At 37.6% G+C, this 26,737-nt stretch carries 30 protein-coding genes, 1 tRNA gene and 1 riboswitch; of the genes, 8 read left to right on the forward strand and 23 right to left on the reverse strand.

The window, feature by feature from the left end:
• Positions 1–3: 3 nt before the first annotated feature.
• From aroA to DV427_RS07310, 3 genes are all read right to left on the reverse strand, one after another.
• Positions 4–1,302 carry a 3-phosphoshikimate 1-carboxyvinyltransferase gene (gene aroA / locus DV427_RS07300; protein WP_114891840.1) on the reverse strand — a complete coding sequence of 433 codons (1,299 nt, stop codon included), beginning with the start codon at positions 1,300–1,302 and terminating at the stop codon, positions 4–6.
• Entirely contained in the window at positions 1,302–2,138 is an 837-nt protein-coding gene (gene purU / locus DV427_RS07305; RefSeq protein WP_114891841.1) for a formyltetrahydrofolate deformylase, read from the reverse strand. Before purU ends, aroA begins: the two co-directional genes overlap by 1 nt.
• Positions 2,139–2,208: 70 nt before the next feature.
• Positions 2,209–2,613, reverse strand: a complete 405-nt coding sequence (locus DV427_RS07310; protein WP_114891842.1) for an H-NS histone family protein — start codon at positions 2,611–2,613, stop codon at positions 2,209–2,211.
• 217 nt (positions 2,614–2,830) lie between these two features.
• Positions 2,831–3,007: riboswitch (Lysine riboswitch) on the forward strand.
• 57 nt (positions 3,008–3,064) lie between these two features.
• On the opposite strand from DV427_RS07310, the gene DV427_RS07320 reads away from it, so the two are divergent.
• From DV427_RS07320 to ilvN, 3 genes are all read left to right on the forward strand, one after another.
• Positions 3,065–4,585 (forward strand): Na+/H+ antiporter NhaC family protein, encoded by a 1,521-nt coding sequence (locus tag DV427_RS07320; protein ID WP_162790287.1) that lies wholly within the window; start codon positions 3,065–3,067, stop codon positions 4,583–4,585.
• Between the two features lie 266 nt (positions 4,586–4,851).
• Positions 4,852–6,573: an acetolactate synthase 3 large subunit gene (locus DV427_RS07325; protein WP_114891844.1), complete on the forward strand. Its 1,722-nt coding sequence runs from the start codon at positions 4,852–4,854 to the stop codon at positions 6,571–6,573.
• Positions 6,573–7,064 carry an acetolactate synthase small subunit gene (gene ilvN, locus DV427_RS07330; protein WP_005626246.1) on the forward strand — a complete coding sequence of 164 codons (492 nt, stop codon included), beginning with the start codon at positions 6,573–6,575 and terminating at the stop codon, positions 7,062–7,064. The genes DV427_RS07325 and ilvN overlap by 1 nt, the downstream gene beginning before the upstream one ends.
• A gap of 293 nt (positions 7,065–7,357) precedes the next feature.
• Here the strand turns inward: ilvN and argS are convergent, their stop codons facing one another.
• Positions 7,358–9,091, reverse strand: coding sequence for an arginine--tRNA ligase (gene argS, locus DV427_RS07335; RefSeq protein WP_114891845.1), 1,734 nt, complete (start codon positions 9,089–9,091; stop codon positions 7,358–7,360).
• Positions 9,092–9,170: 79 nt separating this feature from the next.
• Here argS and DV427_RS07340 point away from each other — a divergent pair, with 79 nt between their 5' ends.
• Genes DV427_RS07340 through DV427_RS07350 form a run of 3 tightly spaced genes read left to right on the forward strand, consistent with a single transcriptional unit; the run spans position 9,171 to position 10,523 of the window.
• Complete coding sequence (locus tag DV427_RS07340; RefSeq protein WP_114891846.1) at positions 9,171–9,740, forward strand: VOC family protein; 570 nt, start codon at positions 9,171–9,173, stop codon at positions 9,738–9,740.
• Positions 9,741–9,744: 4 nt separating this feature from the next.
• Positions 9,745–10,041 (forward strand): hypothetical protein, encoded by a 297-nt coding sequence (locus tag DV427_RS07345; protein ID WP_114891847.1) that lies wholly within the window; start codon positions 9,745–9,747, stop codon positions 10,039–10,041.
• Positions 10,042–10,079: 38 nt separating this feature from the next.
• Positions 10,080–10,523 carry an outer membrane lipoprotein gene (locus DV427_RS07350; RefSeq protein ID WP_114891848.1) on the forward strand — a complete coding sequence of 148 codons (444 nt, stop codon included), beginning with the start codon at positions 10,080–10,082 and terminating at the stop codon, positions 10,521–10,523.
• 218 nt (positions 10,524–10,741) lie between these two features.
• Here the strand turns inward: DV427_RS07350 and pgi are convergent, their stop codons facing one another.
• From pgi to pyk, 4 genes are all read right to left on the reverse strand, one after another.
• Positions 10,742–12,391, reverse strand: coding sequence for a glucose-6-phosphate isomerase (gene pgi / locus DV427_RS07355; protein WP_114891849.1), 1,650 nt, complete (start codon positions 12,389–12,391; stop codon positions 10,742–10,744).
• Positions 12,392–12,497: 106 nt separating this feature from the next.
• Positions 12,498–13,580 carry an alanine racemase gene (gene alr, locus DV427_RS07360; protein WP_114891850.1) on the reverse strand — a complete coding sequence of 361 codons (1,083 nt, stop codon included), beginning with the start codon at positions 13,578–13,580 and terminating at the stop codon, positions 12,498–12,500.
• A gap of 9 nt (positions 13,581–13,589) precedes the next feature.
• The gene (locus DV427_RS07365) at positions 13,590–14,996 is read right to left on the reverse strand and encodes a replicative DNA helicase (protein WP_162790288.1); all 1,407 of its coding nucleotides are present in this window, start codon (positions 14,994–14,996) and stop codon (positions 13,590–13,592) included.
• A 141-nt stretch (positions 14,997–15,137) separates the two neighbouring features.
• Positions 15,138–16,574, reverse strand: coding sequence for a pyruvate kinase (pyk, locus tag DV427_RS07370; protein WP_114891852.1), 1,437 nt, complete (start codon positions 16,572–16,574; stop codon positions 15,138–15,140).
• Between the two features lie 229 nt (positions 16,575–16,803).
• Between pyk and DV427_RS07375 the strand changes: the two genes are divergently transcribed.
• Positions 16,804–16,880, forward strand: a tRNA-Val gene (locus DV427_RS07375).
• Positions 16,881–17,119: 239 nt separating this feature from the next.
• The gene (locus DV427_RS07380; protein WP_114891853.1) at positions 17,120–18,367 is read left to right on the forward strand and encodes a tyrosine-type recombinase/integrase; all 1,248 of its coding nucleotides are present in this window, start codon (positions 17,120–17,122) and stop codon (positions 18,365–18,367) included.
• Here DV427_RS07380 and DV427_RS07385 read toward each other — a convergent pair.
• The 15 genes from DV427_RS07385 to DV427_RS07455 form a co-directional block, all read right to left on the reverse strand.
• Positions 18,364–18,564: a helix-turn-helix transcriptional regulator gene (locus DV427_RS07385; RefSeq protein WP_005661499.1), complete on the reverse strand. Its 201-nt coding sequence runs from the start codon at positions 18,562–18,564 to the stop codon at positions 18,364–18,366. The two genes, DV427_RS07380 and DV427_RS07385, sit on opposite strands and share 4 nt — an antisense overlap.
• Positions 18,565–18,617: 53 nt before the next feature.
• Positions 18,618–19,070 (reverse strand): hypothetical protein, encoded by a 453-nt coding sequence (locus tag DV427_RS09500; RefSeq protein WP_205334672.1) that lies wholly within the window; start codon positions 19,068–19,070, stop codon positions 18,618–18,620.
• Positions 19,071–19,117: 47 nt separating this feature from the next.
• Positions 19,118–19,543 carry a Gp49 family protein gene (locus DV427_RS07395; RefSeq protein WP_114891854.1) on the reverse strand — a complete coding sequence of 142 codons (426 nt, stop codon included), beginning with the start codon at positions 19,541–19,543 and terminating at the stop codon, positions 19,118–19,120.
• A gap of 51 nt (positions 19,544–19,594) precedes the next feature.
• Complete coding sequence (locus DV427_RS07400; RefSeq protein WP_114891855.1) at positions 19,595–20,065, reverse strand: DUF551 domain-containing protein; 471 nt, start codon at positions 20,063–20,065, stop codon at positions 19,595–19,597.
• A 14-nt stretch (positions 20,066–20,079) separates the two neighbouring features.
• On the reverse strand, positions 20,080–20,544 hold the full coding sequence (locus DV427_RS07405; protein WP_114891856.1) for a hypothetical protein: 465 nt from the start codon (positions 20,542–20,544) through the stop codon (positions 20,080–20,082).
• A 192-nt stretch (positions 20,545–20,736) separates the two neighbouring features.
• A complete protein-coding gene (locus DV427_RS07410; RefSeq protein ID WP_114891857.1) occupies positions 20,737–20,928 on the reverse strand; it encodes a hypothetical protein in 192 nt (63 codons plus the stop codon).
• Positions 20,929–21,100: 172 nt separating this feature from the next.
• Complete coding sequence (locus DV427_RS07415) at positions 21,101–21,937, reverse strand: class I SAM-dependent methyltransferase (RefSeq protein ID WP_114891858.1); 837 nt, start codon at positions 21,935–21,937, stop codon at positions 21,101–21,103.
• A gap of 1 nt (position 21,938) precedes the next feature.
• The gene (locus DV427_RS07420; RefSeq protein ID WP_114891859.1) at positions 21,939–22,280 is read right to left on the reverse strand and encodes a hypothetical protein; all 342 of its coding nucleotides are present in this window, start codon (positions 22,278–22,280) and stop codon (positions 21,939–21,941) included.
• The gene (locus DV427_RS07425; RefSeq protein WP_114891860.1) at positions 22,273–22,599 is read right to left on the reverse strand and encodes a DUF6378 domain-containing protein; all 327 of its coding nucleotides are present in this window, start codon (positions 22,597–22,599) and stop codon (positions 22,273–22,275) included. Before DV427_RS07425 ends, DV427_RS07420 begins: the two co-directional genes overlap by 8 nt.
• Positions 22,596–23,489, reverse strand: a complete 894-nt coding sequence (gene rdgC / locus DV427_RS07430; RefSeq protein ID WP_114891861.1) for a recombination-associated protein RdgC — start codon at positions 23,487–23,489, stop codon at positions 22,596–22,598. Before rdgC ends, DV427_RS07425 begins: the two co-directional genes overlap by 4 nt.
• Before the next feature lie 180 nt (positions 23,490–23,669).
• Positions 23,670–23,867 carry a hypothetical protein gene (locus tag DV427_RS07435; RefSeq protein WP_114891862.1) on the reverse strand — a complete coding sequence of 66 codons (198 nt, stop codon included), beginning with the start codon at positions 23,865–23,867 and terminating at the stop codon, positions 23,670–23,672.
• An 8-nt stretch (positions 23,868–23,875) separates the two neighbouring features.
• Complete coding sequence (locus DV427_RS07440) at positions 23,876–24,310, reverse strand: single-stranded DNA-binding protein (protein WP_114891863.1); 435 nt, start codon at positions 24,308–24,310, stop codon at positions 23,876–23,878.
• A 3-nt stretch (positions 24,311–24,313) separates the two neighbouring features.
• Positions 24,314–24,931, reverse strand: a complete 618-nt coding sequence (locus tag DV427_RS07445) for a YqaJ viral recombinase family protein (protein ID WP_114891864.1) — start codon at positions 24,929–24,931, stop codon at positions 24,314–24,316.
• Positions 24,925–25,782 carry a phage recombination protein Bet gene (bet, locus tag DV427_RS07450; protein ID WP_114891865.1) on the reverse strand — a complete coding sequence of 286 codons (858 nt, stop codon included), beginning with the start codon at positions 25,780–25,782 and terminating at the stop codon, positions 24,925–24,927. The genes DV427_RS07445 and bet overlap by 7 nt, the downstream gene beginning before the upstream one ends.
• A 12-nt stretch (positions 25,783–25,794) precedes the next feature.
• Positions 25,795–26,730 (reverse strand): hypothetical protein, encoded by a 936-nt coding sequence (locus DV427_RS07455; protein WP_114891866.1) that lies wholly within the window; start codon positions 26,728–26,730, stop codon positions 25,795–25,797.
• Positions 26,731–26,737: the final 7 nt, after the last annotated feature.

A 26,737-nucleotide genomic window follows, 5' to 3' on the forward strand; every position in this document is an offset into this window, starting at 1 on the left:
AATTTAACCTCTTAAGCAAATTTTCTCAAATTCACTAAAGAATTTTGGAAAGGTTTTGGCAGTACATTTGGGATCTAAAATTGTTACTGGTGTATTGGACAGAGCGATTAGAGAAAAACACATTGCCATGCGGTGATCGTTATAAGTTTCAATATCAGCATGTTTAAACTGATTGAGTGCAAGTGGTTGAATACGAATAAAATCTTCACCTTCTTCGACTTCTGCACCGACTTTACGTAATTCGGTTGCTACTGCCGTTAAACGATCTGTTTCTTTCACACGCCAGTTATAAATATTTCGAATGACGGTTTCCCCTTTAGCAAAAAGAGCAGTGGTCGCAATCGTCATTGCGGCATCTGGAATGTGGTTCATATCCATATCAATGCCATGCAATTCATCACGTTCGGCTTGAATAAAATCCTCTCCCCAAGTGATTTTTGCTCCCATTTTTTCTAAAACATCAGCAAATAAACGATCGCCTTGAATAGAGTTTTTACCAATTCCCGTTACTTTTACTTTTCCTTTAATGGCACCAGCTGCGAGAAAGTAAGATGCCGATGAGGCATCGCCTTCTACCAAATATTTTCCAGGTGAAATGTAGGATTGATTTCCCTTAACTTGAAATTTTTGGTAGTGATGGTTTTCAACGTGAACACCAAAATCTCGCATCATTGCAAGGGTGATGTCAATATAGGGTTTAGAGACTAGTTCACCGATAATTTCGATTTCGGTGTCATTTTCTGCAAGTGGCGCAGACATTAAAAGTGCGGTTAAAAATTGGGATGAAATAGAGCCATCAATTTTGACATTTCCACCTTTTATTCCTTTGTTGCGAATTGCGAGTGGAGGATAACCTTCATTTTCTAAGTAGCGAATATCTGCACCCGCTTGGCGTAAAGCATCGACTAAATGGAGTATTGGACGCTCTTTCATACGAGGGTCACCCGTTAAGATGATTTCAACTTCGGAGGTACCTTTTAAGCAAAGCGCAGCGGTTAGAGGACGCATTGCCGTCCCCGCATTGCCAAGAAAGAGTGAAAGATTGTTCTGTATATTGAATGCTCCGCCTAATCCCTCTATTTCACAAATAGTTTTGTCATCAGAAAGTTGGTAGCGTACACCTAACGCTTTTAGGGCGTTAAGCATATGTCGAATATCATCGCTATCTAATAAATTGGTTACTTTTGTTGTGCCTTTAGCTAAGGCGGCTAAAAGTAATGCTCGGTTCGATAAACTTTTAGAACCTGGTAAATTAATTGTTCCTTCAACCGCACTTATTGGCGCAAGGGTGATTTTTTTCACTACAACACCACCGTTTTATTTTTATAAACGAAAATTCTATCGTGTAAAGCAAGATCAAGGGCGCGACTTAACACTGTTTTTTCCACATCACGACCAGCACGCATCATTGCTTCAGCATTATAAGTATGATCAACATTAATGACATTTTGCATAATAATCGGGCCTTGATCCAATTCATTATTAATGAAATGCGCTGTTGCACCGATAATTTTTACACCTCGTTCATAGGCTTGTTGATAAGGCTTGGCACCAATGAAAGCAGGTAAAAATGAATGGTGAATATTAATCACTCGATTTGGATAACGAGCGACAAATTCAGGATTTAATACACGCATATATTTAGCGAGGACAATATAATCTGGCGTGTATTCATCAATGTTTTTAGCTAATAATTTATCGTGCTCAATACGAGTTAAGCCTTCATGACTAACCAAATGAAACGGAATATTAAAACGCTCAACGAGTTCGCGTAAATTATCATGGTTGCCGATCACTGCAGCAATTTCTACATCAAGCGCACCATAATAATTTTTCATTAAAATATCGCCGAGACAGTGAGCTTCTTTGGTGACTAAAATAACAATTCGTTTACGTTGTGTACCAATTAATCGACAATGTGTTCCTTCGGGTAAGCTATATTTTAGATCTTCTAATAAAGTATCTTCGTTAAAAATACCTTCCAATTCTGTACGCATAAAGAAATGTTTGGTTTCAAAATCTACGAATTCATTATTATGCAGAATGTTTAGTTGATGTTTGTAACAAATGTTGGTTATTTTAGCTATTAAGCCTTTATCATCGGGACAATCGGTGAGTAATATTTTTTTTTCGATCATAATGTTGTGTGATACGTTTAGATAAAAAAATAGAACCCATAAAAATGGGTTCTAGTTTCAAATAGAAAAATTAAATTTCGAAATCAGATAATGATTTACCAGAATTCAATTCATTTTGAATTGGGCGTGGTGTGCGACCTTGGCCAGTCCATGTTTTACGCTCGCCATTTTCATCAATAAAGGCATATTTTGCTGGGCGAGGTGGACGTTTTGCTCTAGCAGATGTTGCTGCAGTACCAAAGATCTCTTGTAATTCTTCAGGTGTAATACCTTCTTTTTCCATTAATTCTTTATATTTAGCTAAACGTTCTTTTCGCTCTGTTTCTGCTTTAATTAATTCTGCTTCATTAGCACGTTTCTCTTCAACAGCTGTTTGTAATTTCTCAAGAGCACTTTCCGCTTGTTCTAAAGTTAATTCGCGTACCGCCGCACGTAAACTACGAAGATTTGTTAAACCTTTTGCTAATTCGCTCATAATAAACCTCGATAAAATAATCTTGTGTGTGGAAAACTTATTTAATAATAGGGAAAATAATATTTATTGTAAATATCTATTTTAAATAAATGGTCGGAGCAGGTATATATCTTTAAATTTCTTTTTGTTTATTTTTTATATTTTTAATTCAATCTAATAAAAAATTTTATAAAACCTGTTGGCATTTGGATTTTTTTACGGTAATCTCTTGAATCACTACAAAAGTAGAGGTGCAATCATTATAAGTATTTTTTCAGAGTGGATAACGATGAAGAAAAAAGAAAGGAATGATTGCCGAAATCAAACAAAAGTCGTTTTGTTTGGTTGGTGGCGTACTTGAAAGGGGCGACACTGTCATAGTTTTTTTGATTAACTATGGAGCGCTACGGTTGTTCTGGTCTTATTCTGTCCTTTGCTTTCCGTTCTCTCCATTAATTGTAGGTATCTCTTAATGGAACTTATCGATTTTTCATCCTCAGTTTGGTCAATCATTCCAGCTTTATTGGCGATTGTCTTGGCCATTGCAACTCGTCGTGTATTGGTGTCTCTCAGCGCAGGGATTATTGTTGGTGCGTTAATGTTAGGTGGCTGGAATATTGGCTCATCTTTCAGTTATCTATCAAGCAACGTGATTTCACTTGTTTATGCTGATGGCGCAATTAACTCTAATATGAACATTGTCTTGTTCTTATTATTGCTTGGTGTTTTAACCGCACTTTTAACTGTATCAGGTAGTAATCATGCATTTGCTGAATGGGCACAAAACCGTATTAAAGGTCGTCGTGGTGCTAAATTATTAGCTGCATCATTAGTTTTTGTTACTTTTATTGACGATTATTTCCACAGTCTTGCTGTAGGCGCAATTGCTCGTCCAGTGACAGACCGTTTTAAAGTTTCTCGTGCGAAACTTGCTTATATTTTGGATTCAACGGCAGCGCCGATGTGTGTCATGATGCCAGTTTCAAGTTGGGGTGCATACATTATTACCTTAGTAGGCGGTTTATTAGCGACTTATTCGATCACTGAGTACACACCAATTGGTGCATTTGTGGCAATGAGCTCAATGAACTTCTATGCAATTTTCTCAATTATCATGGTGTTCTTTGTGGCATATTTTTCTTTCGATATTGCTTCAATGGCACGCCATGAAAAATTAGCTTTGGAAAATTCTGAAGATGAATTAGAAGAAGAAACGGGGGCAAAAGGTCACGTACGTAATCTCGTATTACCTATCTTAGTTTTAATTTTTTCAACGGTTACAATGATGATTCACACCGGTGCATCAGCATTAGCAGCGGACGGTAAAGAATTTAGCATTTTAGGTGCATTTGAAAATACTGTTGTTGGAACCTCTTTAGTTGTGGGTGGCACTTGTTCGATTCTAGTTTCTACTTTATTGATTATTATTGATCGTCAAGTAAGTGTTCCAGAATATGCACGCTCTTGGATCGCAGGTATTAAATCAATGGCTGGTGCAATCGCAATTTTATTCTTTGCGTGGACAATTAATAAAGTCGTTGGAGATATGCAAACTGGTAAATATTTATCTTCTCTTGTTTCTGGTAATATCCCAATGCAATTCTTACCAGTAATTTTATTTATTCTTGGTTCTGCAATGGCATTCTCAACCGGTACTAGCTGGGGTACATTTGGTATTATGTTACCAATTGCAGCGGCTATGGCTGCAAATGCAGCGCCAGAATTATTACTCCCTTGTTTATCAGCCGTAATGGCGGGGGCTGTATGTGGTGACCACTGTTCGCCAGTATCGGATACAACGATTTTATCTTCAACTGGTGCAAAATGTAACCATATGGATCATGTGACTACTCAGCTTCCTTATGCTGCAACAGTTGCAACTGCAACGGCTATCGGTTACATCGTAGTTGGATTCACTTATTCAGGTTTAGCTGGTTTTGCAGCGACGGCGGTTTCATTATTTTTAATCGTATTTGCAGTGAAAAAACGTTAAAAATGTGATCTTGCTCAAAAATCTAAATAAAATATAAAATTTTGATAAATTTATAAAATGCGACATAAGGTCGCATTTTTTTTGTTTTTTAATTTTATTTTTTTATAAAAATCTAAATTTTTTCCATTGGTTGATTTTTTATTCTGTTTTGTTTGTGTTTTTAGCTATTGTACAGACTAGACAAAAAATTTTTGCTTAGTATGATGTAAATCATTGATACAAAGCATGGGCACTTTTGAAAGTGCGGTTCGTTTTAGGAGTAAAAAATGAAGAAGTTATCTGGCGCAGAGATGGTCGTTCAATCTTTACGCGATGAAGGCGTAGAGTATTTATTTGGTTATCCTGGTGGGGCAGTATTAGATATTTATGATGCAATTCATACACTAGGTGGTATAGAACATATTTTAGTTCGTCATGAACAAGCGGCTGTGCACATGGCGGATGGCTATGCACGTTCTACAGGTAAAGTTGGATGTGTGTTAGTGACTTCAGGGCCTGGAGCAACAAACGCAATCACTGGGATTTTAACGGCTTATACCGATTCTGTGCCTATGGTCATTATTTCTGGTCAGGTCATGAGTAATTTAATTGGCCGAGATGCATTCCAAGAATGTGATATGGTGGGGATTTCTCGTCCAGTTGTAAAGCATAGCTTTATTGTCAAAAAAGCGGAAGATATTCCGTCTATTTTGAAAAAAGCTTTTTATATTGCCTCAACCGGTCGTCCAGGGCCTGTTGTGGTGGATATTCCAAAAGATACTGTAAATCCGAATTTTAAATATCCTTATGAATACCCTGAATCTGTAGAGTTACGTTCTTATAATCCGACAGTAAATGGGCACAAAGGCCAAATTAAAAAAGCATTAAAAGCACTTTTAGTGGCGAAGAAACCAATACTTTTCGTCGGTGGTGGCGCAATTGCTGCTGAATGTAGTAAACAGTTAATTCAGTTTGCACAACGTTTAAATTTGCCAGTTACTTCATCATTAATGGGATTAGGGGCTTATCCAAGTACAGATAAACAATTCCTAGGCATGTTAGGGATGCACGGTACTTTCGAAGCTAATACGGCAATGCACGAAAGTGATCTTATTTTGGGGATTGGCGTTCGTTTTGATGATCGCACAACAAATAATTTAGAAAAATATTGCCCAAATGCTAAAGTTATTCATATTGATATTGATCCAACCTCGATTTCTAAAAATGTTCCAGCAGCGATTCCAATTGTCGGAAATGCGAAAAATGTATTGGAAGAATTTTTGAGTTTATTGAATGAAGAGGGATTGAAATCTCAAACGGATCTTGAAAGTTGGTGGCAAGAAATCAACCAATGGAAAGCAAAAAAATGTTTGGAATTTGACCGCACTTCTGGCGTGATTAAACCTCAACAAGTCATGGAAGCGGTATATCGTCTTACTAAAGGACAGGCGTATGTGGCTTCTGATGTAGGGCAACATCAAATGTTTGCAGCGTTACATTATCCATTCGATGAGCCTCGTCATTGGATTAACTCTGGTGGCGCGGGCACAATGGGATTTGGTTTACCCGCGGCATTAGGCGTGAAATTGGCTCATCCGGAAGGAACAGTTGTTTGTGTGACTGGCGATGGAAGTATTCAGATGAATATTCAAGAGCTTTCTACCGCAACCCAGTATGGCATTCCTGTTGTCATTATTTGTTTGAATAATCATTTCTTGGGTATGGTAAAACAATGGCAAGATTTGATTTATTCTGGTCGCCATTCGCAAACCTATATGAATTCGTTGCCTGATTTTGTGAAATTGGCTGAATCTTACGGTCATGTCGGTATAAAAATTGCTACACCCGATGAACTTGAAAGTAAATTGAAAGAAGCATTCAGTATTAAAAATAAATTAGTATTTGTGGATATTAATGTAGATGAATCTGAGCATGTGTATCCAATGCAAATTCGTGGTGGCGCAATGAATGAAATGATTTTAAGTAAACCTCAAGAGGAGACAAACTAATGCGTAGAATTTTATCTGTTTTACTCGAAAATGAGTCTGGTGCTTTATCACGTGTTGTTGGTTTATTCTCCCAACGAGCCTTTAATATTGAAAGTTTGACAGTGGCGCCAACGGATGATCCAACACTTTCTCGAATGACTATTGAAGCAGTGGGCGATGCTCAAGTATTGGAACAAATTGAGAAACAACTCCATAAATTGGTGGATGTGTTTAAAGTCATTAACTTGAGTGAGCAAGAGCATATAGTTCGAGAAATTGTTTTAGCGAAGGTAAGGGCAGTAGGTTCATCTCGCGATGAGATTAAACGTTTAGCTGATATTTTTCGTGGACAAATTGTAGATGTCACACCAAAATCTTATACAATCCAATTAAGCGGTACTAAAGACAAAATTGATGCATTTATTTCTGCGTTGAAGGAGGAAACCACATTGTTGGAAATTGTTCGTTCTGGATTGATTAGTGTGTCTCGTGGAGAAAAGAATATTCTCTAAAGTAGGGGCGTAAAGTGCGGAAATATTTTAATAGAATCTTACCGCACTTTATTAGAAATATATTTGTTTTTAGTTTTTTTATAAAAAAATCGTGACCAAGTTCACAAATCTAAAAATATGTATTTGCATAACTGATCGGATTTCTTTATTCTGAAGCCACTAAAAACAAGTGCTATCTTAAATAGCCGACATCTATTTTGCTTTCCGAGTAGTGCCCCATTGGGGCACTTTTTTTATTCTGTAAATAAGCATAAAAAATCCCTTTCGTAAGAAAGGGATTTTAATTATCTAAATTACATTTTTTCTACGGTTTTAATACCGAGTAACTCTAAACCTTGTTTTAAGGTTTTTTCCGTTAATAATGCCAATTTCAAACGGCTTAATTTTACGGACTCATCTTCAGCATTTAAAATTGGGCAATGTTCATAGAATGACGAGAATATGCCTGCTAGTTCGTATAAATAAGCACAAAGGACGTGTGGTGTGCCTTCTTTTCCGACTGTTTGCACTGCTTCTTCAAATTGTAGAAGTTTAATTGCAAGCGCTCTTTCTTTATCATCTTCAAGCGTTAAAGATGCAGCCAAAAGTGCGGTCGAATTTATATCTGTTTTATTAAAGATCGAACGAATTCGGGTATAAGCATATTGCATATAAGGTGCAGTGTTACCTTCAAAGCCTAACATGTTATCCCAATCAAAAACGTAATCAGTAGTACGGTTTTTGGAGAGATCTGCATATTTCACCGCACCAATACCGATAGCCTCGATCACGGCTTCTTTTTCATCATTAGATAAATTTGTATTTTTTTCATTAATTAATACAGTAGCGCGTTCAATTGCTTCATCTAATAGATCGGCTAATTTCACCGTTCCACCGGTACGGGTTTTAAATGGTTTGCCATCTTTACCAAGCATCATCCCAAAGTTTTTATGCTCCAAAGAGAAACTGTCTGGTACATAACCTGCTTTACGAGTAATTAACCAAGCTTGTTGCATATGTTGGCTTTGGCGAGTATCTGAAAAAACAAGTGCGCGATCAGCTTTTAATGTTTCATAACGATATTTTGCTGCAGCAATATCGGTTGTTGTGTAAAGGAAACCGCCGTCTTTTTTCTGAACGATTACGCCCATTGGATCGCCTTCTTTATTTTTGAACTCATCCAAATAAACAACCAATGCACCATCATCTTCTACAGCTAAGCCTTGTTTTTTAAGATCTTCTACGATGCCTGGTAACATAGGATTATAAAGACTTTCGCCCATCACATCTTTTTCGGTTAAAGTCACATTCAAGCGATCATAGTTGTGCTGATTTTGTTGCATGGTGATATCAACTAAACGTTTCCACATCGCTCGGCAATATTCATCACCACTTTGTAATTTCACAACATAATTACGCGCTTTTTCTGCGAATACTTCATCTTCATCGTAGTGTTTTTTGGCTTCGCGATAAAAGGCTTCAAGATCTTGTAATTCCATTTCACTAGCATGCTCGTTTTGCATTTTTTCAAGATAAGCAATAAGCATTCCGAATTGCGTTCCCCAGTCACCAACATGGTTTGCTCGAATGACATTGTGACCTAAAAATTCCAGGGTTCTCACAACCGCATCACCGATGATAGTGGAGCGCAAGTGACCAACATGCATTTCTTTTGCTACGTTTGGAGATGAATAATCAATCACAACAGTTTGCTTATCTGTAGCTTGAATGCCTAAATTCTTTTGGGAAAGCGCAGTTGAAACTTCAGTTGTTAACCAAGTTGGATTTAAGAAAATATTAATAAAGCCCGGCCCTGCGATTTCTAATTTTTCTGCAATATCAGATAGTTGAGCATTATCTAAAACTTTTTGAGCAAATTCTCGTGGATTTAAACCTAATTTTTTCGCCGCAGCCATAATGCCATTGGCTTGGTAATCGCCAAATTGTGGTTTTCCTGATTGACGAACAAGCGCATCGCAAGATTGATCTGCTCCAGCAAGAATCATAGCTTGTTTGATTTTGTCGGATAAAATAGATTGAATATTCACGTTTTTTCCTATGTTCAAATTGAATAATGAAAATAATCGGCTATGATACCGTTCTTTATGAGTTTCTCAAAGGGACAAAATGACAAATTTACAGGAAAAATCACCCGCACTTTTTTCTGATTTGGCGGAATTTGAAAAAAAAATTCAACAATTAGCTCAAATGATGTCAATCGATTTTTCAAATTATGAAATTGATCACCTTGCCGTACGTGTAAATAATGAACAAAATGCAAAAAACTGGCTGACACTTTTATTGAAATACGGTAGAATTTTATCCGATAACATTGTCAATGGACGTAAGATTTATCTAATTCAGTTAGAAAAGGCAGTGAAATTCGCTAATCAGTTCGTTGATGTTATTGAACTACCGTTCCCTAAAAATAAGCAGTATCCTGTAGAAGGTTGGGAGCATATCGAGGTTGTAATGCCATTTTTACCGAATGAATCGATAAATGAATGGGTACAGCGTATTAATATGCGTTTTTTATGGAGCGAATTAGCTCAATTAATCATTAAAGTGAGCGAGCCTAAAGTTGATGGTGAAAGATTGCTTAATCCATCTATTGCAGTAAGTTTTGTTGATAAAACATCAAATCATACTTGTATTAAGGTTCATCCTTATTCTATAAAGAAAATACTCGAGGTTTAGCAAAATGAAAAAATTATCTCTTGCATTAGCAGTTTTAGCAGCTGTGGGTTTAAGTGCTTGTTCTTCTTTCCAAAAAGGTGAAAATGCTTATAAAGGTCAAATCGTTTTTAGCCAAATGGAAGGTGAAAATCTTAAATTAACCATCCGTAAAAATAATTGTTCAGGTAATCAACAAGAAGGTGAGCAAGTTGTGCTTACTCACAAATATGATTCAACCTTAGTTGTTGGTGCTTGTGTTTTAGTATCTGACAATGGTAATACTAAAAACATTTCAACTTTTTCTCCGAGAAATCCAATTTAATTCCTTTTCAGAGGGAACATAGCATATAAAAAACAAGTATGGCATTAGCACTGTTAGTTGCTTTTAGTGTGACTGGTTGTGCGAATACTGATATTTTCAGCAGTGATGTTTATAGCGCATCTCAAGCTAAAGAAGCTCGTTCAATTACTTATGGTATGATTGTTTCTGTGCGTCCTGTTAAAATCCAAGCTGATAATCAAGGTGTTGTTGGTACGCTTGGTGGTGCTTTAGGTGGTATTGCAGGTAGTGCAATTGGCGGATGTCGTGGTCAAGCTATTGCTGCAGTAGTTGGAGTGATCGGCAGTGCAGCAGCTGGAAGCAAAATCGAAGAAAAAATGAGTCAAGTAAACGGTGCTGAACTTATAATTAAGAAAGATGATGGTCAAGAGATCGTTGTTGTTCAAAAAGCTGACAGTAGTTTTGTAACTGGTCGCAGAGTTCGTATTGTTAGTGGCTCAAACTTAAATGTTTCTGTGCTATAATTAATAGCATTAACGCCTAATATATTATTAATCAGCGTCTTAATCTGTTAAGGCGCTGATTTTTTATTATAAAAAATACAAAAAATTAATTAAAAGTTTTTACGTCTATTCATAACATCTTAAAGATAAATTTAAAGGACTAAATCCTATAATAAATATAGAATTTAGTCCTTGATATAAAATTATAATTGTTTAAATCTTTTATATTAAATAAACAATTAACGCCATGCTTTAAATTGATTAATTAACCCATTGGTTGAACTGTCATGGCTTGCTACTTTTTCAGAATCTGTTAATTCAGGAAGAATTCTGTTTGCAAGTTGTTTGCCTAGTTCTACACCCCATTGATCGAAGCTAAAGATATTAAAAATCACACCTTGTACGAAGATTTTATGTTCATACATAGCAATTAATGCCCCTAAGGTAAATGGCGTGATTTTTTGAACGAGAATAGAATTAGTTGGTTTATTACCAGTGAATACTTTAAATGGAACAATATTTTTTACATCATCTAAAGATTTACCCGCTTTTACAAATTCAGCCTCTACTTCCTCTTTTGTTTTTCCGAATGCTAATGCTTCTGTTTGTGCGAAGAAGTTAGAAAGCAATTTATTGTGATGATCTGCTAATGGGTTATGGCTTTGGGCCGGCGCGATAAAATCACAAGGAATTAAAGTAGTGCCTTGGTGAATTAATTGATAGAACGCATGTTGTCCGTTTGTACCTGGTTCACCCCAAATGATAGGGCCAGTTTGGTAGTTGTTAATAACATTGCCATCACGATCGACATATTTACCATTTGATTCCATATTACCTTGTTGGAAATAGGCTGCGAAGCGATGTAAATATTGATCATAAGGTAAGATCGCTTCTGTTTGTGCACCAAGGAAATTAGTATTCCATAAACCAACTAATGCTAAAGTGGTAGGAATATTTTTTTCAATTGGAGTAGATCGGAAATGTTTATCCATTTCATGCGCGCCATCCAATAACTCTTCAAAATTTTCAAAGCCAATTGATAGTGCAATTGAAAGACCAATAGCTGACCATAACGAGTAGCGACCACCAACCCAATCCCAAAATTCAAACATGTTATTGGTATCAATACCAAATTTTTCTACATCTTTAGCATTGGTTGATAATGCTGCAAAATGTTTTGCAACCGCACTTTCATCTTTCCCTGCTTTCAGTAACCAATCACGCGCACTTTGCGCATTTGTCATGGTTTCTTGAGTGGTAAAAGTTTTAGATGCCACTAAGAAAAGCGTCGTTTCTGGATTGACTTTTTTTAAGGTTTCCGCAATATGTGTACCATCGACATTTGAAACAAAGTGCATATTTAAGTGATTTTTATATGGGCGAAGTGCTTCAGTTACCATATAAGGACCTAAATCAGAGCCACCAATACCAATATTCACGACATCCGTAATCGCTTTGCCTGTATAGCCTTTCCATTCACCAGAAATAATACGCTGACAGAAATCTTTCATTTTAGCTAGCACAGCATTGACTTCAGGCATGACATCTTTACCATCAACAAGCACTGGAGTATTAGCGCGATTGCGAAGTGCGGTATGTAGTACTGCCCGATTTTCAGTACGATTGATTTTTTCACCAGTAAACATTGCTTCTTTTGCGCTATCAAGAGAGCATTCTTGAGCAAGTTGGCGAAGATGTGAAAGGGTTGTTTGATTGATGTTATTTTTAGAAAAATCTACAAGAATTTGGTTATTGAATGTTAAAGAATAATCGTCAAAACGATTTTTTTCTTGTTTAAATAAATCTTGGATGGTGGTGTTTGACAATTCAGCTTTATGTGCTTCGAGAGATTTCCACGCATGGGTGTGAGTCGGATTAATGTTTTTCATGGTATTTCCTTTCATTAAAAATAATCAAAATTTTAACCGCACTTTCTAGGATTTCTATTAGAGAGGGAGTGAATCCCTGTCTTCAGAAAATGCAGTGATTAACAGATTAATCAACATATTCAGTTATAACACGCGGTGTTAATTTTGTAATTAGCTCATAGCTTAAAATTCCTGTGAATTTAGCTACGGTTTCAATAGGTAATTCCTTACCCCATAGAATTACTTCATCACCTACTTGATCTTGGCTATCAGGTCCTAAATCAACGGTTAACATATCCATTGAAACCCTTCCAACGATTGGCACAATACGACCATTCAAATAAACAGGCGTGCCTTCAGGCACATCTCGAGGATATCCATCGCCATAGCCAATAGCCACAACGCCGATTTTTGTATCATGTGAACTTGTCCAAATACCACCATATCCAACTGGTTCACCTTGTTTATGGTCGCGAACAGCAATCAATGATGAAGCTAAGTTCATCACTGGCGTTAAACCAAATTCAGCGCCAACGGTATCGGTTGGTGAAATGCCATATATAATAATACCAGGGCGGATACATTCCAGATGAGATTCAGGCCAGAAAAGAATGCCGCCTGATGCCGCAATAGTACGCTCACCTTGTTTATCTTTTGTGGCGGATAAAAAACGGTTGATTTGAAGTTGGGTATAATTGGATTCTAATTCATCAGCGCGGCTAAAATGGCTGACAAAGCCTAAGTGCGGTTGAATATATGGAAGTTTTTTAAGTTCATTATAGAAAAAATCCACTTCATCTAATGCAACACCTAAACGATGCATGCCGGTGTCTATTTTTAACCAAACTTTAATTGGACTAGGTAAATTCGCACGTTTTAGTACATCCAATTGTTCACGATTATGTACGATAGTTTCGATATTATTGACCGCTAAGACGGGCAAATCTTGTTCATTAAAAAAGCCTTCAAGTAATAAAATCGGTTTAGTAATACCGTTGGAGCGTAATGCTAAAGCCTCTTCTAAACGCGCCACGCCAAAGCAATCAACATTTTGTTCTAAAGTTGATGCAACAAACACAACGCCGTGACCATAGGCGTTTGCTTTAACCACGGCGATGATTTTACTATTTGGTGCTTTTTGTCTAATTATTTCTAAATTTTGTTTTAAGGCGTGCGAGCTAATTTTCGCTGTCGCCGGTTTTACATTCATTGTTATTCCTTAATAATCATCATGATATTCACGTTGTTCGGCGAGATTGTCGAAGCGTGAGAATTGTCCATTAAATTTTAACCGCACTCGACCAATTGGACCGTTACGCTGCTTACCAATAATAATTTCTGCAACGCCTTTATCTTCTGAGTTATCGTTATAGACTTCATCTCGGTAAATAAACATAATCAAGTCTGCATCTTGTTCAATGGAACCTGATTCACGTAAATCTGAGTTTACAGGGCGTTTGTCTCCACGTTGTTCTAAAGTACGATTTAATTGAGAAAGCGCGACTACTGGCACTTGTAATTCTTTGGCAAGCGCTTTGAGGGAACGGGATATTTCTGCGATTTCTAGTGTTCTGTTATCTGAAAATGCGGGTGCACGCATTAATTGCAAATAATCCACCATAACCATACTTAATCCACCATTTTCACGATAAACTCGGCGTGCACGGGAACGAACATCAGTAGGCGTTAGACCTGAAGAATCATCGATATAAAGATTATTTTTTTGCTTGAACATTCCCACTACACTAGCAATTTTATTCCACTCGATTTCATCTAAATTTTGACCTGTTCGGATTTTAGTTTGATCAACGCGGGCAAGCGATGCGATCATACGCATCATAATTTGTTCTGCTGGCATTTCTAAACTAAATACTAAAACGGGTTTTTCACTTGCCATTGCGGCATTTTCGCAAAGGTTCATGGCGAAAGTGGTTTTACCCATTGACGGACGTGCTGCAACGATAATTAAGTCAGAAGGCTGTAAACCTGCCGTTTTTTTATCAAGATCGGTGAAACCGGTCGTAATGCCCGTTACGCCTGAATGATTTTCAAGTTTGCTCAAAATATCGATTTTTTCAATAGTACTTTCCAGCACATTGATCACATTTTGTGGACCCTCGCTAGAAGTGGTCCGTTTTTCTGCAATCGCAAACACTTCACGCTCAGCTTCATCAAGAATTAACTTGATGTCTTGCCCTTTAGGAGAATAGCTATTTTCTGCAATGCGATTTCCTACCGAAATAAGTTCTCGTAATATGGCTTTTTCTCTCACAATATCGGCATAAGCCAAGATATTAATGGCATTCGGCGTATTATTGGAAAGCTCTGCTAGATAGGCAAATCCTCCCACTTCATCGCTTACACCACGGCTTCTTAAGGCTTGATCTAGCGTAATTAAATCAATAGGCGATTGATTACGCATGAGATGTTCCATTTCTGTAAAAATTAGACGATGCTGAAAAGTATAAAAATCGTCAGCAATCACACGTTCAGCAATGCCGTCCCAATGTTGATTGCTCAGCATTATGCCACCCAACACGGCTTGTTCAGCCTCAAGTGAGTGCGGTGGAATACTTATTTGTGCCGTTTTTTTGTCAGAAGATTTGATTTGAGGTTGTGATGCCATAGGACTTATTTCGATACTAGAATATCGCCTATGATACCGCAAATATCTACTGGGTTTAAGTGAAAAGTGCGGTAGAAAAAGGAAATAAAAAACGGTGGAAAAATCCACCGCTCTTTCATTTTAACGTATTTAGATTGTTGATTATTCAACAATTAATGTACGACATACGTTGGTTTGTGTCGCACCTTGACCACCGTGAGTAACAAGCACTAAATCCCCAGTAGATAAGTAACCTTTTTCTTTTAATGATTGAAGTGCTGCTTTTGCACTAGTTTCTGTGCGGCTATCTTCACCATGATAAACTGGAGTTACGCCACGGTATAGTGCACAAAGGTTTAAGGTTTCTTGATGACGAGATAAAGCAAAGATTGGTAAGCCAGAGCTAATGCGTGACATTAATAATGGAGTACGGCCTGTGCTAGTTAAAGTGACGATTGCTGTAACACCTTTCATGTGGTTTGCTGCGTACATTGCAGACATGGCAACAGATTCTTCAATGGTTTCAAATTCTTTATCCATACGGTGACGAGAAACGTTAATGCTTGGCATTTTTTCCGCCCCTAAACATACGCCAGCCATTGCGGTTACTGTTTCAGAAGGATATTGACCAGCTGCGGTTTCCGCAGAAAGCATAACCGCATCAGTACCATCTAATACTGCGTTTGCAACGTCCATTACTTCGGCACGAGTTGGCATTGGGTTGCTAATCATTGATTCCATCATTTGAGTTGCTGTAATTACCGCACGATTTAATTGACGTGAACGACGAATTAATTTTTTCTGTACGCCGACTAATTCAGGATCACCGATTTCTACACCTAAGTCACCACGAGCAACCATGATGACATCAGATGCTAAAATGATATCGTCCATTGCTTCATCAGTAGCCACTGTTTCTGCACGTTCAACTTTAGCAACGATTTTTGCATTTAAACCAGCTTGTTGAGCAAGTTCACGCGCATAATTTAGGTCAGCGCTTGAACGAGGGAAAGAAACAGCTAAGAAATCAACGCCAATGCGTGCAGCGGTAATAATGTCTGCTTTATCTTTTTCTGTTAATGCTTCTGCAGATAAACCGCCACCTAACTTGTTGATACCTTTATTATTTGATAATGGACCACCAACGGTGACTTCAGTGAATACTTTTGCACCATCAGTTGATAATACTTTTAATTGAACACGGCCATCATCTAATAAAAGAATATCGCCAGGAACAACATCTTGTGGAAGCGTTTTATAGTCTAAACCAACAGATTCTTGTGTACCTTCGCCTTTTGGTAATTCTGCATCAAGAATGAATTTATTGCCAACGCTTAAGAAAATTTTACCGTCTTTAAAAGTAGAAACACGAATTTTAGGACCTTGTAAATCACCTAAGATTGCCACGGTTTTACCTAATTTTTTCGCGATAGAACGCACACGCTCAGCACGTCCAATATGGTCATCAGGTGTACCGTGAGAGAAGTTCATACGAACTACGTTAGCGCCCGCTGCGATAATTTTTTCAAGATTGTTATCACGGTCAGTTGATGGGCCCATAGTACATACAATCTTCGTTCTTCTTAGTCTTCTAGACATTATTTACTCCGTCAATTATTACAAAATTTTAAAGATACTATTTTTACTTGGCTATATATTAGCCAGATGAAAAATCGGTGCGCATTATACGCTTAAAAATTTGGGAAATCAAAAACAGCCCTGTTATTTAAGGCAATACTGTTTACTTTTTTGCCAGTTATATCGGGTTTTAAGAAAAATACTTGTTTTCAGGTTAAAAATATCTATAATTCCAAACACTTTATACAGTGCGACTATAGCTCAGTTGGTTAGAGCACCACCTTGACATGGTGGGGGTCACTGGTTCGAGTCCAGCTAGTTGCACCATCTCTTCTTTTCAATCCCTCTCAATCCAAATCAAATAAAATTAAATTTACTAGTAAATCAAGCTGTTACTTGATTTCTTAGGATAAATCCATATCAATCTATATTAATCTAACTCACATTTTTGGTATTATATTTGGTAATACAATTTGGGTTTTTTAGGTGTCGTAATACCAAAATCCATAAAAATACTAAAAAATCGCGCTTACCAAAATTATTTCCGTAATACCAAAGGGGGGAGGATGGCCGTATTAGTGAAACCATTAAGCATTACAGAAATCAATAATGCTAAACCTAAAGAGAAAGATTACTCGCTGTCTGATGGTCAAGGTCTTTTCTTGCTCGTAAAAATGAATGGTTCGAAAATTTGGCGATTCCAATATTATAAACCAATTTCCAAAAAAAGAACTTTAATTAGTCTTGGTGTTTATCCTGAGATTTCATTAAAAGACGCTCGAGAGATTAGGGATTCATATCGTTCTTTGTTGGCGAAAAATACCGATCCGCAAGATTACCGTTTACAGCAAGAACAAAAAGCCATCCAAGAACGTCAATTTACCTTGAGAGAAATGGGAAAGGAATGGCTATACCTAAAGAAAAATGAAGTTGATACTGGTCGATTAAAAGAAGTGACTTTTATTGATATTGGGAAACGGTTAGAACGTCACTTGTTTAAAGTGTTGGGGCATTATTCTATTAGTGAGATTTCCGCTCCTCTTGCTATTGAGAAATTAAAACCATTAGAGCGAGCAGGAAAATTGGATACATTGCATCGTATTATTGGTTATTTAAACCAAATAATGATTTATTCGGTTAATAGAGGAGTAATTAATTATAATGCAACCGCAGATATAGGAAGGGTATTTATTCGGCCAATAGCTGAAAATAACCCTACTATTCGCCCAGAGCAATTACCTAAATTGTTTGAAGATTTGCAGAATAGTACCCTTGAAATTGAAACTCGTTGTGCATTAGAGCTACTACTGCTTACCGCAGGTCGGGCTGGGGCTATTACTCAATTAGAATGGGAAAATGTAGATTTCGAAAACAGCTTATTGAATATACCTAAAGAAAAAATGAAGGGGCGACAAGGTAAAGTACAAGATTTTATCTTGCCATTATCCAAACAAGCTGTAACGATTTTGCGCTTGTTACAGAAGTTGAATCGTTGCAATAGTAAGTTTGTTTTCCCTAGCAAAAAAAATCCAAGACAGCCTATATCGAAAGAGACACCAAACAAAGCTCTTGGACGGATCGGTTATAGGAATATTTTGACCGCACATGGTTTGCGATCTGTTTTTAGCACAGCTATGAATGAGGCCGAATTTAACAGTGAGATTATTGAGGTGTGCTTGGCACATTTTGAATATTCTTCCGTTCGTGGCACATACAATAAAGCAAAGTATATGCCACAACGGATCGAATATATGCAGTGGTGGGGGAATTTTGTAGAAGAGGCATCTGATGGGAAAGCATTAATGGGCTGCTAAGATGAATAGCAGCCTGATTCAATTCTTTCAATGTAGTCATTTATTTGTGCATCAGTCCAAAAGTTATTCCCACCGACTAGATGTGGCTTTGGAAAATTAGGGTCGTTTTTTATCCTTCTATAAATTGTTGGCGCGCTCATATCTAATAAGCTAGAAACGGTTTTTAAATTATGTAATTTTCTTGTTGTAGATTCCATATTTCCTCCAATAAAAAAAACGCCATTTCGGACGGTCATATCATTTAACGTTATTACGCGTACCATTTTTCTAATTTTTCAAATTCTTCGACCAATTCACTTTGTCCAAGAGTTTTCAGTACTTCACACAAGATTTTATCAGCTTCAATATGTGTTCCCTCAACATCTCGATTGTTTGCAAGATCACGAATACGATTGATATAGTCTTCAATATTTGGATCTGGCATATAAGTTTTTTCAAAAATATCAGACTTACACGGATAAAATTCACCGTTTACGCCGCGAATAATATAATCGCCATCAGAAGCAATCATTTTCCCTTCGAGGGTTTTTATTGGTAAGCCACCATGTCTGCGAATCTCGCCCTGAATGTGTGATTCGGCAACCATTTGCAAGGTTGATACATCCACATTATTGACCAATTCATACATTTGGATGATGTTTTTTGGATCTTTCAGATTTAATTTCCACGCTTGAATTGTGACAGGTTTCTTTGTGTAGTTCATACATACTCCTTAAAATAACAAACCGCACCAAAGTGCGGTCGATTTACTTAAATTTGCGCCAAACGAGCATCCAAAATTGCAAGATATTGTGACATCACTTTTTCTTGCTGCTTGAGAACGTTATGCTCACATATTGTGATTATTTCTTTGCTATTGAGAAACTCTTTAAGTGCATCAATACGTTCAGCCAATTCCGAGCGTTCACGATGTAAGCGATACACCCAATCACCGCCAATTTTCTGTTTCAGTTCAAAACCGAATAATTGCCACAATTTATCGAACGCATTTTCATACGCAATTTTGTTTCCGATTTCTACATCAAAGTTATTTGGATCTACGCAAGCACTTTCGCCGGTAACAGTAAAGCCTGATTTTAATGTAATGACCGAGATTGTGATTGTTGTGCCGGTAAGTTGATGATATTCAACATTAGCAATTTGTGATTTAATAAATTCTTCGGTAATACTATTCATATTTCCTCCGTGATTTAGATAGTAAAAACCGCTCATAAGAGCGGTTATTTGTTATTCATCTTCTGGTGGTTGTGGTAGTGGTTGCCAGTGGGTAACTTCACCATAAAGAGGGATGTAACCAAAACCAATTAATTCTTGATATAAAGCGCACCGAATTTCATTATCTTGGTTACAAACCAAAACTCTTTTATTTGGTTTTGGCAACCGCTCCGAACACTTAATCCATCCATTGTTTTGCGGATATTCAACAAGCACTGGATTTTCTACCATGTGAGTGTATTTATCACCGTAAATGTCCTCTTCCTCTTTAGTAAGAGGTCTAGTCGGTAAATCAAAACCGCCTAACATAACCCCAAAACACGTTTCTTTTATGCCATCCTCAAGGTCATCTCCGAAACCATCATCGTCGCCAAGGTCAAAAGTCTGGTCGACACAGTCTTGCGCTTGTGATTTGGCTTCTTCTAGTGTGTCATGCATTGTGAACTCGCGTTCTAACGCGTCATAAGCAAAATATTTTTTCATCTTTTAATCCTTACTTAGTAATAAGTTGGAAATTCACTTCTCAGAATTCGATAACAATTGGTTTTTAATTCAAAAACACTTCTCGGCAGAGCGTTAATAGGTAAGGTTTTAAAGGCTTTACCGCTATCGTCCATACCATACGGCACACCGATTGCGCGCCAACATCGTGCGGCTTGTACCGCTGCGTCTTTAACCACATCCGAGTTAATCACAAAGCTATTTGGCCCAATGCGTTGCAACAAAACACCTTGTGCCATAAGCTTTTTAACCCGCCGTCTAAATTGACTTTCGCTTAATCCAGAGCCAGCAATCAGTTGGCTTACGTGCAATATCGCAAAGCTTTCCGCATCTTTCGCCGCATGCTCATCGCTATACGTGCCAACGCTACCACCGATATAAGTTACTAAGGATCTTTGCGCAATACGGTCTAATGTTTCATCCCAAATATACTCAAGGATATGTTCATCTAGCACTTTCATACTTTATCCAATCTCAACCCAAACAACCGATCAGAACATTTAATCCATTCGCTCATATCACACCACCCATCTGATAATTTTCCACGCAACGCCAAGAAATAATCCTATCCCCGCTCCAGCCATAACAATGATAAAAGCTCCAGTCAATACATAGACTAGCCAATCTATAAATTTATTCATTTCATCTCCCTATTAAAATATATCTCTAAGAGTCTGCAATGCACTTTCTGCATTATTGTATTTTTCAATGGCATCATCTTTGGAATTTGTCATCATTTCTATTCTGTGGCCTGGGATATTTAGATGCACTTCGTAATCATCATTAAATTGCCATAATTCAAGGGTGATACTTTCAAATTTGCTAATTTGTAAACATCGGTTCATGATTCAATCCTCCATAAAAATATTTTCTTGGCGACCTAGGATTTTTGTAACTAATCGCACTAGATGAAATCTAAACTTACTATCTGTTTGGTAAACTCTTGTAAGTCCGTAATTTGTTCTATATGTAACAGCGTATTTCTTTTCTAATTTAATACTAACCATGTTTAGGCCTCTAAAACAAAAGGCGCTCACTTGGAACGCCTATTGGATTTGTTAAATATTGATTTACTGCTTTGTATATATCCACTATTAATTCAAGTGGAATATTCGATCTTTCATTGTATGATTTTGAAAAATCCTCCCATTGCTGCTGAGGCTTTGATTTATGGTTATTTCGTAATCCAAGATTAATATTGCTCTTAAATCTTGTTGGTTTACGCAAAGGGTAGTTATACAAGTTATAGTGTGCCAAATTATCAAAAGGAATCTGAAAATTGAGAATGTCATTCACATAATGCCAAATCTTACTGCTTGCTGGATTCTCAATTACATAAACTTTCGGCTCATATCGTTTGATAATCTCTATTGTGTTGTAGATACAAAGCTCACCATTAATGCGGTTTAGGAAAGAGCGGTCATATTTAAATTGGACGTGCGGTAAATCATAATCTGAACGACTTCTAACCGTGAATTTTGATAACTCACGATTTACTGCGCCAGTTTCCTGTTTCCAGCTTGCATTGCCTCCCCACATTGCACTTGCTACCGACCAACTCTCACAAGGCGGACTAGCTATAATCAAATCAGGTTTAGGCAGTTTATCAAGCTCATCAAATAGCTTGTTATCGCCAAACATACGACCATAATCAGCCAGATTAAGATTGATAAAGTGATTATTTTTACACTCAATATCCATACCTATAGGGTATATTTTGATTGACCGACTGACCGACTGACCGACTGACCGACTGACCGACTGACCGATTGACCGATTGACCGACTGATTAAATAGTTCTGCGCCTTGCGTATAGCAACCATTACCGCTATCGAACAATGCCCAAACAATCATATCAATCACCTTTTTTACGGTTTAGTTTTTCCATATCAACCACTGCTAAAACATCAACCAAAGGTCGTTGCGTGCTTGTTTCTTGAGGCTCATCAAAATAGTGTTTCGCCCATTGAATAAACTTAGCAACAAAATTGGTATTCGGTACATCTTGCAATGCTAATTCTGAGATATTGATAATGTCATTTCTCATTTCAGCGCCGAATAATATCCAATTTTCTTTAACATCATTTATTGCTAATTCTATTGCGGATTCATTATTACTATTTATCCTTACATAGAAATAGCAAACGAAAATATCTGACAATCGAGAATAGCGAATGCCAACTTTAATCTCATTCATGCCCACGCCCTACGCACAATGAAATGCCACCTTTCATAACGCACTCTGTTTTATTATTGCTTGCCTTATAAAGCCCTCCGGCAAGAGTAAAATAATTTGCTGCATCAATATAATGATCGGCATGGCTTGAATCTCCATTCAAGATTCTTACTTGTTTTGCGTTAGCCATTGTTAAACCATAAAATTTAACATTGCTAATTGTGCCAGCTAACCATTTTTCGACAACCGGGCGCATTAGTTGTGCAAAATCTTGCGCACCCTTTTCAAAATCGCCATGCGTATTTTTTCGTTCTTCTAAAATTTCTTCTGCTGTTTTCATAGTGCAACCTTTAATCCATTAAATTCAACTGATAGCTCATTCAATAAGCCTGAAAGCACGTTGGCCATTAAAATAAAATCAGCGTAAAAGCGTTTGCCAATTTCTTCTTTTGAAATATCATCATTTTGCTCTGTGATGCGGTCATCAAATTTCAACCGTTTTAGTGTTCCATCATCACGCAAAACAAATTTGAGATTGTTTTCCCATTCGAGAGCAAGTTTAGATACAAGCCCTGATTGCGCAAGCTCCACAATATCTTCATCGAGTGGTGATTTATTTTTGCAACTGATTACGCCAAGATCGTTTTTCTCACGAATCTCAGCCTCTTCTAACAAGATCAACCAATTAGGCTCTTTATCTGCAATCCACTCAGTCATCACCTCGCAAGGCGCTGTATTAAAGCTAACTGGAATAACTGGCAGTGATCCTAGTGATTTACGCAATAGCGCTAGGGCATCTTCAGCGATTTTTGATGATGCTGCATCAACGTAAATCAGTTTTGTTTTTAAATCGATGAAAAGTGCGGTAAATTTAAACTTGGAAAATGCTTGAGAGGTTAGCGATGCAACAACATCATCTCTCAATGATAGGCGCTCTGTTTTCTTCAATTTTCGCTGTTCTTTTTCTTCAAGCGCTGCAATTCGGATATTTAGTTCCCGGTTGATCACATCTACCGGCAAAATCTTTTCTTCACGTTTAGCCATAAGCAAAACTTTGTTATCTGCAAAATAGGCTAAATTGCCATCTGTTTCTAACGGTGCAGTCCAGCCGAATCGGCTAATCTCAGACGGTTCGCACGGCGTAAACTGGCATTCTTTTAATTTTGATTCAATTTCACCGAAGTCAATATTCTTTGTTAGGCGATAAATGATCGCATTTTTAAACCACATATTTACTCATCCTTGTAAATTTAAAGGCCACTATCTAGCGGCCTTATTTTTTGTTAGTGTAGTTGATTATTTCTCTAATTCGCTTACAAATACGCTCAATCTTTAAGTAAAGAGCCTGCTTTTGTTTGTGAATATCTTTTAATTGTTGCTTAATCTCTCCATTATCCATTTCACCTCCAATTAGCGGAATAGTTGCCCGCACTGTATAGAGTGCAATATTCTTTCAGGTGTTTCTTTTACGTTTATGCAATTATCATCGTTTGAATTTAATGTTGTTATTACGGTTGCGCCATTATAAGCATTTAAACTAACGATGGTTTCGGCATTGATGAATATTTCTCGTTCATCTAAAAGTGTTAATTTAATAAAATTAGCCATATTTCCCCCTAAAATGGAATATCATCATTAAACCCATCTTGTTCTGCTGCTGCGCTCAATGGGTCTGGTTTTTCTTTGCCTTTGCTTGGCTGTTGTGTTTCACTGCTTGCTTTGCTGTCTAGCATTTCAAAGGATTGTGTCGCTACTTTAAGTGCGGTGCGATTATTGCCGCTTTGGTCTTGCCAGCTTTCCTGTACCAGTTTTCCTGTTACACAGATTTTTGAGCCTTTTTGCAGATATTGTCTTGCTACATCAGCAGAGTTGCCGTGTACCACAATGGGTATCCAATGCGTACGTTTAACCGTATTGCCTTGTTTATCTCGGTAATCATCACCGATAGCAAGATTAAATGTGGCAATTTGCCCGCCATTCTGGAATTGGCGGATTTCTGGGTCACTGCCTAAATGACCTGTAATAATTACAGAATTTGTATTTCGTGCCATATATCACTCCGTTGTTTTATAGGCTTTAAGTGTTTTGATAAATTCTGGAATGAGCTTGTCGAACGCTTTCATTAAAATTGGATCGCGTTGTGCCGTGAATAAATAAAACGGTTGTTTATAATATCCGGGGCAATAACTGACAAAATCCCATGTCTCATAGCCAGTTACCCAAAGAGCAGATTGCACTTGAATGAGATATTCCTGTGGTACACCGCCCTGAAGTAGGTATTTAATGTGCGTTTTCATCTGAGGGCATTTGATTTCAAGCCCTTTGCGTAGATGAGGGATTAATCCATCAGGGCTAATCATTAAATCTTTGTCCGCATTAAGATACACACCGCCAACCTGAACAACCGAGTTGCCTGTTTCAAATTCATAGGCAGCGCGAGCAAACGGTTCTAATTCGTTACCGCGCGCCATGTCTTCTGATTTATAGTTTTCTTTTAATCCTTCAATGCTTTCAGCAATGAGTTCGGCAAGGTAGGGGAGATAACTCCCCGATTTTTTACCCGTTGGCGTGACTATGTTTGAAATGCCAGTAGCGGTAGGAATGCCGCATCGTGCGGCAAGCCATTCCTCTGTCCCTTGTTCACAATCGAGTGTGATGAGTCCATCTAACATATCGGTACATCCTCACCAAGTTGTTCCTCTTGAGCTTGCTGTTTATCAAGTTTAGTTAGGAGTTTTTCAATCACATGTTTGGCATTTGCTTTTGTTACCTTTTCAAGACTTGATGCACGGCCAGCTGCCGCCAATAGTTGAGTCATATTTGATTGAGTAACTTCAACTAACTGCGTGATTTGCTCGATTTGTTCTGGTGTGATGAGCTCTACTGCTTGAGTTTCAATCACCGTTGAACCATTATCATATGTTACATTGTTATGCTGATTAATAGGTTCTTCATTCACTTCATCCGCAGTAATTACACCACCTAATTCATCGGGGAATGCTTTACGCAATGCGCCAGCCTCAGCACATTTTGCTAATTGGCCTCGAGGGCGCTTGCTCCACATAGAATTAGGCTTACCCTCTTTTGTGGTTGCACAAGCCTCACAAAAATATTCTGTATGGGAAAATGCGCATCGTTCATTATTAATGAATCGATAAACGGTAACTCTGCACCATTCAGGCGCCTCTATACCTTTGAATGTAACCGTATCACCAAAAACTGGCTCATCTTGCCCAGCCATTTGACCAGTGCGAAATGCTGTAATGCGCTGCTCGTAAATACCTGGCATAATGACATCACGCCAGTTTTTATTGCCTGTTTTTGCATCTGTTACTGACATTGGCACGATATGACAAGGCTTTTTAAGAATATCTAACTTACGAGCCTTGCAATAATCTACGGCAAGTAAAATGCTTTCATCCTTTGCGCCTGGGAAAACGCTATTTTGCAAGGTTGTCCAGACTGCGGTATCAATATTGCGTTCAGTGAGAGCTGTTTGGATGTTTGTTGGTAATGTATTCATTTCATTTATCCTTTAATTCATTTTTTTCAGAGAAACATTGTTTTCTAAGCCGAATTGCTCTTTGACTTGCTTAGCTAACTCAATGGCTTTAGAAAGTGTCGAAGTGAAACCGATACGAACTTCAAATCGGTAAGTTTTGGAGTCATTTTCGTTAAGTGCGGTCAAATTTTCTTGAGTTTTCTCTACCGCACTTTCAGTCTCGGCTTCTTCTGTTTTTGCTTTTTCATCTTCTGCTTGTGTGACTCGGGCTTTTTCAACCTCTGCTTGCGCTTGTGCGATTCGGGCTTGTTCGCGCTGCTCTTCCATTTGAATACGTTCTTCTACGATTGATTTTAAATCGCAGTTGCTTGTGATTAACTCTAACCAATCTTTGAAAAGATGTTCGTGCGATACTGGTAATAATTTTCGTCTTGAGATTAATCGGGCAGATTCTTGAGCGAGTTCAGCAAGGATTAAATTTTCCTCCGCTTGTACCGCTTTAGTGAGTGTTGACAACATGCTACGGCGAGCGGTGGAGTTGTGTAAACGTTTGAGTAAGTCTTGTTTCGGCATTGTGCACTCAAGTGCAATTGATATATCGCTTTCGTAGCCATACCGCACTTTACTGATGTTTTCAAAAGCCGTATTTACGATGCTTTCTTTAATTTCAGATTCTTTTGACTTAACTAGCTTGTCACGTTTTAAGCGTTCTTCGCGGAATTTCTCGGCGATTTTTTCTGCCGATTCAATCAATTTCGCAATTTCACCGCTTTGCGCTAACTTAATTGAATTTCTGATTTTGTCTTCAACTTCCTTGAGCGTTTTTACTTCTTCTTTTGCTGCGACAAAATCTTCATCGGTTTCAAATTTTTGTGTGAGCGTTGCTAAAAATTGATCGGCTTGTTTTTCAAAGTCGGTGATATTGGTCGTAAGCACACGGCTTTCGGTGGAGAGAATTAAATCGAACATATTAATT

Origin of the sequence: Haemophilus haemolyticus (assembly GCF_003351405.1) — a bacterium.
In the GTDB taxonomy this organism is placed as follows: Bacteria; Pseudomonadota; Gammaproteobacteria; order Enterobacterales; family Pasteurellaceae; genus Haemophilus; species Haemophilus haemolyticus_N.

Excerpts from the sequence above, each read along its gene's own strand:
- purU (WP_114891841.1), bottom strand. The coding sequence starts at position 2,138 with ATGATCGAAAAAAAAATATTACTCACCGATTGTCCCGATGATAAAGGC.
- DV427_RS07310 (WP_114891842.1), bottom strand. The coding sequence starts at position 2,613 with ATGAGCGAATTAGCAAAAGGTTTAACAAATCTTCGTAGTTTACGTGCG.
- DV427_RS07320 (WP_162790287.1), top strand. The coding sequence starts at position 3,065 with ATGGAACTTATCGATTTTTCATCCTCAGTTTGGTCAATCATTCCAGCT.
- DV427_RS07325 (WP_114891844.1), top strand. The coding sequence starts at position 4,852 with ATGAAGAAGTTATCTGGCGCAGAGATGGTCGTTCAATCTTTACGCGAT.
- ilvN (WP_005626246.1), top strand. The coding sequence starts at position 6,573 with ATGCGTAGAATTTTATCTGTTTTACTCGAAAATGAGTCTGGTGCTTTA.
- DV427_RS07340 (WP_114891846.1), top strand. The coding sequence starts at position 9,171 with ATGACAAATTTACAGGAAAAATCACCCGCACTTTTTTCTGATTTGGCG.
- DV427_RS07345 (WP_114891847.1), top strand. The coding sequence starts at position 9,745 with ATGAAAAAATTATCTCTTGCATTAGCAGTTTTAGCAGCTGTGGGTTTA.
- DV427_RS07350 (WP_114891848.1), top strand. The coding sequence starts at position 10,080 with ATGGCATTAGCACTGTTAGTTGCTTTTAGTGTGACTGGTTGTGCGAAT.
- pgi (WP_114891849.1), bottom strand. The coding sequence starts at position 12,391 with ATGAAAAACATTAATCCGACTCACACCCATGCGTGGAAATCTCTCGAA.
- alr (WP_114891850.1), bottom strand. The coding sequence starts at position 13,580 with ATGAATGTAAAACCGGCGACAGCGAAAATTAGCTCGCACGCCTTAAAA.
- DV427_RS07365 (WP_162790288.1), bottom strand. The coding sequence starts at position 14,996 with ATGGCATCACAACCTCAAATCAAATCTTCTGACAAAAAAACGGCACAA.
- pyk (WP_114891852.1), bottom strand. The coding sequence starts at position 16,574 with ATGTCTAGAAGACTAAGAAGAACGAAGATTGTATGTACTATGGGCCCA.
- DV427_RS07380 (WP_114891853.1), top strand. The coding sequence starts at position 17,120 with ATGGCCGTATTAGTGAAACCATTAAGCATTACAGAAATCAATAATGCT.
- DV427_RS07385 (WP_005661499.1), bottom strand. The coding sequence starts at position 18,564 with ATGGAATCTACAACAAGAAAATTACATAATTTAAAAACCGTTTCTAGC.
- DV427_RS09500 (WP_205334672.1), bottom strand. The coding sequence starts at position 19,070 with ATGAACTACACAAAGAAACCTGTCACAATTCAAGCGTGGAAATTAAAT.
- DV427_RS07395 (WP_114891854.1), bottom strand. The coding sequence starts at position 19,543 with ATGAATAGTATTACCGAAGAATTTATTAAATCACAAATTGCTAATGTT.
- DV427_RS07400 (WP_114891855.1), bottom strand. The coding sequence starts at position 20,065 with ATGAAAAAATATTTTGCTTATGACGCGTTAGAACGCGAGTTCACAATG.
- DV427_RS07405 (WP_114891856.1), bottom strand. The coding sequence starts at position 20,544 with ATGAAAGTGCTAGATGAACATATCCTTGAGTATATTTGGGATGAAACA.
- DV427_RS07410 (WP_114891857.1), bottom strand. The coding sequence starts at position 20,928 with ATGAACCGATGTTTACAAATTAGCAAATTTGAAAGTATCACCCTTGAA.
- DV427_RS07415 (WP_114891858.1), bottom strand. The coding sequence starts at position 21,937 with ATGATTGTTTGGGCATTGTTCGATAGCGGTAATGGTTGCTATACGCAA.
- DV427_RS07420 (WP_114891859.1), bottom strand. The coding sequence starts at position 22,280 with ATGAATGAGATTAAAGTTGGCATTCGCTATTCTCGATTGTCAGATATT.
- DV427_RS07425 (WP_114891860.1), bottom strand. The coding sequence starts at position 22,599 with ATGAAAACAGCAGAAGAAATTTTAGAAGAACGAAAAAATACGCATGGC.
- rdgC (WP_114891861.1), bottom strand. The coding sequence starts at position 23,489 with ATGTGGTTTAAAAATGCGATCATTTATCGCCTAACAAAGAATATTGAC.
- DV427_RS07435 (WP_114891862.1), bottom strand. The coding sequence starts at position 23,867 with ATGGCTAATTTTATTAAATTAACACTTTTAGATGAACGAGAAATATTC.
- DV427_RS07440 (WP_114891863.1), bottom strand. The coding sequence starts at position 24,310 with ATGGCACGAAATACAAATTCTGTAATTATTACAGGTCATTTAGGCAGT.
- DV427_RS07445 (WP_114891864.1), bottom strand. The coding sequence starts at position 24,931 with ATGTTAGATGGACTCATCACACTCGATTGTGAACAAGGGACAGAGGAA.
- bet (WP_114891865.1), bottom strand. The coding sequence starts at position 25,782 with ATGAATACATTACCAACAAACATCCAAACAGCTCTCACTGAACGCAAT.
- DV427_RS07455 (WP_114891866.1), bottom strand. The coding sequence starts at position 26,730 with ATGTTCGATTTAATTCTCTCCACCGAAAGCCGTGTGCTTACGACCAAT.